This window comes from Pseudomonas sp. MD195_PC81_125 (assembly GCF_014060985.1).
Classification (GTDB): Bacteria; Pseudomonadota; Gammaproteobacteria; order Pseudomonadales; family Pseudomonadaceae; genus Aquipseudomonas; species Aquipseudomonas parakoreensis.
This window is the reverse complement of record NZ_JABULD010000360.1, coordinates 1-5799: the sequence shown is the minus strand read 5'-3', so window position 1 is coordinate 5799 and position 5799 is coordinate 1. Positions and strand designations below refer to the sequence as shown.

The following is a 5799-nucleotide window of genomic DNA, read 5'->3' as shown; positions in this document are numbered from 1 at the left end:
CCAGCGAAACCTGCAGCGCCTTGAGATCGTTGACACTGTAAGCAGGAAGCCTGGTGCGATAGGTATTGGCGATTTGCGCGGCGCTCTTGCCCAACCGGCTCAGTTCCTGGAAGCGCGATTGGGCGAATTCGATCCTGTTGATCATGCCTTCGCTTAAGTCTGACATCTTGCGATAGGTCGCGATGTCACCTGCACCTTGGGCCGCCTCTTGTGCTTCAAGCAGTACCAGGGTTTCCCTGAGCGCTTGAGCGAATGTGGGGTTGCGCTGATCGAGCCAGGTCTGGTTGAAGAACAACTGCGTACCGAGCATCTCGGTCATGGCGCTACGGAAGTTGGGCACCGTCTCCAGCAGATTCAACGCTTTCAACTGCTCGATCGGGGCCGCGTATTCTCCGGTCCGGCGCTCCAGCAGTTCGAGGAAGCGAGTCTGCTCGGTCAGTAATGTCTGGTCGCTGGCCGCCTTCATGGCGTTATAAGCGGCTGTCAGTTCCTGACGTGCCTGTTCGCGCTGGGCATCGAACTCCGTGAGTTGTTTCTTGAGCGCCGCGATGCGTTCGCGGTTTTCCTGGCGTTTAGCCAGGCGGCGTCTGGACAGGCCTCCTCCGCGCAGACGCAGGCGGGTGTCGACGAACCATTCGCCCCGTCGATTACGTATCAACGCAGGCCCATGTTGCCCAGGCTGCTGTTCGCTATTGATGATCGATACGTCACCCGTGGCCGCAACCGTTACCTCGAACCAGCGTTCCCCTACTGGTGCGTAGTAGCGGGTGGCGTGACGGTAAAGATAGGCATGCAGGCCGGTTTCGCTGGCCGGTGGCACCAGTGAAGCCGGGCGAGTGACGGCGAAGCGATCAAGGGTTTTGGCCAGGTTCAATGCGGTATCGGTGTGCAATGAACTTCGGTGCTGAACCGGATGCTCGCCCAGCACATCGGCCTGCTGAACAATCGTCACAGGCGTGCGTGTCGAAGGCCTGCTGACGGCGTCGGCAAGGGTCGCTGACGCTCTTTCGGTTCTGTCATGTGCCCAGTTGCGCGTGCTGGCGTGATGGGCGAGCACCATGGCCAGGGTCAACAACAGATCGGTCATTGCGCTTTTCTGCTGCTCGGTGTCACCGGTGACGCCGGCATCGAGGGTTTGCTGCAAGTCGTCCAGAATTTGCCAGATCCACGCGGCGGTGCCTGCCGTACGCCCGAAAAACGGCAGCGCGGCGTTGAAAATCAGCCAACCCGCTCGCTTGAAACTTTCCCAGCGATTTTCGCTGTTAGAGATCGATTGTCGATCAGCCAGCTCGATCATGGCGCCGACATTGGCCTTGAAGACAGACGCCAGGTAATCGGTGTTGAGAACCCGTGTTCCCAGCGTCAGGGTTCCGCTCATTTGCAGCGACGTCAGTGGGTCGGCGAGCAGTTGCGAGAGCGACCATACCGTCGGCCGGTCGTCGCTGAACACATAGTTGGCGTAATTGGCACGGACGTTACCTGGCAGCCAGGCAAGGACTGATTGCCGTAGTGTCGGCGAATGTTTGATCGCGTAAAGCAGGTTGGCCGGCGAGGGGTACTGGCTCAGGCAATGATCAAGCAAAGGCCGGTACAACAGGCATGGGCCCTTGTCCATCTGCCGGGGACCGATGACGTACATGTTGGCGACTTCGTCCGTGGATTGGCCCGGGCGCCACGCCGGATTGAGAGCCAGCGGGCGAATGACGATCTCTTGACCGTCAACCCGGCGATTGGCGTCGACTATCTGCACGACGGCAGCGATATAGCGATACCCCGTCTCATCGACGCCGGCTTGTGCGCGGATTTTCTGTTGCAAGGCGAGCAGCGGCAGTTCAACGCGCAAGCGGCTGGTGAACAGGTTCTGCCGGCGCAGGCTTTCCAGCGAATCATCACGCAGTTTGCTTTTGATCAGGGCGGGATAGGTCCGGCCAATGTCGACCGTGGTGATCAGCGCTTCCAGATAGCTTGCCGTCATCCACGCCGGCACCGGGCTGCCGCTGAGACTGCAAGCACGGTTTTGTTGCCCGTTGGCAGGCTGATGAGGTTTTGTAGCGCCAGGTCGCCCAGGCTGAAGGTACTGCGCTCGGATTCAAGCGGCGGCGCGAACGCGCCCCACACCACCACACTCTCCACCACGATCCGGATGTCGGCCAGATTCAGTTCCGCCGCATCGGGATGGTCCTTGAGCATCGCCTCGCGCAGTTGCTTCAGTGCGAACTCCTGAATCGGCGGGATACCGTCATCGAACGACTGCCCGCTGTTCTGGATCTGCACCTGCGCCAATTCCATCAAGTGGCGGCTGTAAGCGGTCAGATCGGTAGACGATGCCTTGGCCATCCATTCGGGCAGTGCTTGCTGTAGCTGCTTGAAACGAGAGGGCGATTGGCTGTCTGTCGGATTGAGTCCGTGAGTGGTGCGGCTGATAGGCGGGGCCAGACTGATTGAGTCGGTTTGTGTGGCGAGCGCAGTGATGGCATCGGCCTGGAGGGCGATCAGGTTGCACGCCAAGTGGTCGAAGTAATCGCCCTCAGGTTCGATCAATCGCCATTGCAAGGTGCCTGGCGGGCTGCCTTCGATCTGCGTGTGCAGTGACGCGCCCAATGCCTGCAACGAGTCGAAGGCCTGAAAGCCTTGAGTGATGGTGTGCGTGAGAATCAGCGTACGTTTGCCGAGCGTGCCGATCAGGACCGCCATATCGAGCACGTTGAGGTGCCTGGAAACGCCGTTGTCATCGGTGTCCAGGTCGATCAGGCAGGCGCGTGAGAGAAAGTGGTCATGAACATGGCGCGTGGTTTTTTGCGGATAGTCGAAAAGACCGCGAGCCATGGCGCGCTGGTCGTCGTCCCACGCTGGATGGGACTGCACGTTCCACAGCTCGCGCAGGGATCTGGCGAGCTCCTTCCAGCGTGGCATCGACGCGCGGGTCAACTGATTCCAGTATTCGACCTGTTGTTCGGCAAACGCAACGAACAGCAACGGTGCCAGTTCATTCAGCAGTCTGGCGATGGCTTCGATGTCGACGGGCAGTTGCACTGGGGTCGGTGCCAGAGGTTGCAGCGTCAGGTAGTGCTCGCCGTCCAGCCAGGTCACCGATGTGGCGCCAACGCCGAGACGCACGAGGATGTCAGTCAGGGATTCGTAATACCACGGTCCGGGGACGACCTGCTGATCCTGAACGGTCCAGCCTGGTGTCACGACCATGGCCAGTCGAGGATCGATTCGTAGTGTCGGGTACAGACTGTTGAGCGAAGGTTGCAGGGCGTTGGTCGCCACCTCTCTGATAGACGGCCCGGTGACCAGTTGCGTGAGAAGGGCATCCCGGTCGGTAGACAGCGCAGGGGTGGAAGAGGGGCTCGGTGTTTCGGTCATGGTCACATCCTTTGTGCAGGGCGGCAGGCACAGCGCGGGTGCGGTGGGCGATCCGTTGCAAGGTAGTGACAGGTGAAGTATTCGAGGTGGTAGATAGATATTGCAGGCAAAAAAAGACCTGCGCGTGCGCAGGTCTTGGTCATGCGAAGCGATCAGGTGCCGGACTTGATCTTGGTCCAGGCCCGTGTGCGCGCCCGTTCGGCATCACGCGGCAGCGGTTGCAGGGTGTAGAGCGTGCTCATCGCCGCATCGGTCGGGTACAGGTTGGGGTTGTTGCGGATCGCCGGATCGACCAGCCCGGTGGCGTCCTTGTTCGGGTTCGGGTAGCCGACGAAATCGCTGACCGGGGCGATCACTGCCGGTTGCAGCAGGTAGTTGATGAAGGTGTAGGCGTCTTGCGGATTCTTCGCGCCCTTGGGAATGGCGAGCATGTCGAACCAGATCGGTGCGCCTTCCTTGGGCAGGCGCATGTCGACCACGACACCGTTCTTCGCCTCTTTGGCGCGGTTGGCCGCTTGCGAGAAGCTGCCGGAATAACCCACTGCGACACAGATGTCACCGTTGGCAATATCAGCCATGTATTTGGAGGAGTGGAAGTAAGTGACGTACGGGCGGATCTTCATCAGCAACGCCTCGGCCTTGGCATAGTCCGCCGGCTTCTTGCTGTTGGGGTCCAGGCCCAGGTGTTGCAGGGCCAGCGGCAGGATCTCCGACGGCGAGTCGAGCAGGGCGACGCCGCACTGCTTGAGCTTGCTGATGTTCTCTTCCTTGAAAATCAGGTCCCAGCTGTCCACTGGCGCGCTGTCACCCAGTGCGGCCTTGACCTTGGCCGGGTTGAAACCGATCAGGATGGTGCCGTACATGTATGGCACGGCGAACTGGTTGCCCGGGTCGTTGGCCTCGATCAGCTTCATCAGTTTCGGATCGAGGTGATTCCAGTTTGGCAGCTTGCTGCGGTCCAGCGGCTGGAACACCCCGGCCTCGATCTGCTTGGCGAGGAACACATTGGACGGCACCACCACGTCATAGCCGGAGTTGCCGGTCAGCAGCTTGGCTTCCAGCGCTTCGTTGGTGTCGAAGATGTCGTAGACCAGTCTGGTCTGGGTGTTCTGCGCCTTGAAGTCTTCCAGCGCCTTGGGCGTGATGTAGTCGAACCAGTTGTACACGCGCAAGGTGCGTTCTTCGGCGTGGGCGCCGACGCTGAGCAGCGCCGCGCACAGGGCTGGCGCCATGCAGTGCTTGAGTCGGTTCATTGTTCGAACCCTTCCAGCACGTTCACCGCGTTGATGCCTATTTCTTCGACGGCGTAGCCACCTTCCATCACGAACAGGGTCGGTTTGCCGAGGGCGGCGATGCGCTTGCCCATTGCCAGGTAATCCGGGCTGTCGAGCTTGAACTGCGAGATCGGGTCGTCCTTGAACGTGTCGACGCCCAGCGACACGACAATGATGTCGGCGCCATAGCTGTCGATCTCGTTACAGGCCTGCTCCAGTGCCGCGCTCCACACCTCCCAGCCAGATCCAGCCGGCAGCGGATAGTTGAAGTTGAAGCCTTCGCCGGCGCCTTCGCCGCGTTCATCCTCGTAGCCGAGGAAGAACGGAAACTCGGCTTCCGGATGGCCGTGGATCGAAGTGAACAGCACGTCGCTGCGCTCGTAGAAAATCGACTGCGTGCCGTTGCCGTGGTGATAGTCGACGTCGAGGATCGCGACTTTCTTGTGGCCGGCATCGAGGAATGCCTGAGCGGCAATGGCGGCGTTGTTGAGGTAGCAATAACCGCCCATCAAGTCGCTGGCGGCGTGGTGTCCCGGTGGCCGGCACAGGGCGAACGCACTGTGTGCGCCACGCTGGATTTCCGCCTGGGCAGTCAGCGCCACTTGCGCTGCACTGTAGGCGGCTTGCCAGGTGCCGGCGGTGATCGGTGCGCCGCCGTCGAAGCTGTAGTAACCGAGCTGGCCGTGCAAGCTGGTCGGTTTGATCTGGCGCAGCGTGCGTGCCGGCCAGGTGTAAGGCAGCAGGTCGCCGTCGGTGTTGAATTCGGTCCAGCGCGCCCAGGCGCCTTTGAAGAAGTCGAGGTAGTCGCGGCTGTGAATCCGCGCGATCGGCTCCAGTCCGAAGTCCTTCGGCGCCTCCACCGAACCGAGGTTCTGGTGCTGTACCCGTTGCAGTACGTGGTCGGCACGCGATGGCATCTCGAAGCACGGCTTGAGCTGGCCGTCGATGAGCTCGCAGCGGCCGTGGTGCAGGTGGTGATCGTCCGAGTAGATGGTCAGCATTTGTTGTTCTCCGCAGGGGCTGATTCGGTTGCCCCCAGTGTTGCGGCGCGCGGCGCAACGGAGAACGGCAGGAAAGGCCAAAAGGGGATCGATATGGCCAAAAAAACTGACCGCAATTCGCCCCTTTCCAGCAGATCAAAAGATCGCAGCCTTCG

The 5799-nt window shown here is 60.8% G+C and carries 3 protein-coding genes and 1 pseudogene; all 4 read right to left on the bottom strand.

Annotated elements, in window-relative coordinates:
• A pseudogene (locus tag HT737_RS15140) lies at positions 1–1975 on the bottom strand (hypothetical protein); the annotation flags it as partial.
• The gene (locus HT737_RS15135; RefSeq protein WP_182403097.1) at positions 1972–3369 is read right to left on the bottom strand and encodes a hypothetical protein; all 1398 of its coding nucleotides are present in this window, start codon (positions 3367–3369) and stop codon (positions 1972–1974) included. The pseudogene HT737_RS15140 and the gene HT737_RS15135, both read right to left, overlap by 4 nt.
• 152 nt (positions 3370–3521) lie before the next feature.
• Complete coding sequence (locus HT737_RS15130; RefSeq protein WP_182403095.1) at positions 3522–4622, bottom strand: polyamine ABC transporter substrate-binding protein; 1101 nt, start codon at positions 4620–4622, stop codon at positions 3522–3524.
• Positions 4619–5644 carry a histone deacetylase family protein gene (locus HT737_RS15125; protein WP_182403093.1) on the bottom strand — a complete coding sequence of 342 codons (1026 nt, stop codon included), beginning with the start codon at positions 5642–5644 and terminating at the stop codon, positions 4619–4621. The genes HT737_RS15130 and HT737_RS15125 overlap by 4 nt, the downstream gene beginning before the upstream one ends.
• Positions 5645–5799 lie beyond the last annotated feature (155 nt).

Excerpts from the sequence above, each read along its gene's own strand:
- HT737_RS15135 (WP_182403097.1), bottom strand. The coding sequence starts at position 3,369 with ATGACCGAAACACCGAGCCCCTCTTCCACCCCTGCGCTGTCTACCGAC.
- HT737_RS15130 (WP_182403095.1), bottom strand. The coding sequence starts at position 4,622 with ATGAACCGACTCAAGCACTGCATGGCGCCAGCCCTGTGCGCGGCGCTG.
- HT737_RS15125 (WP_182403093.1), bottom strand. The coding sequence starts at position 5,644 with ATGCTGACCATCTACTCGGACGATCACCACCTGCACCACGGCCGCTGC.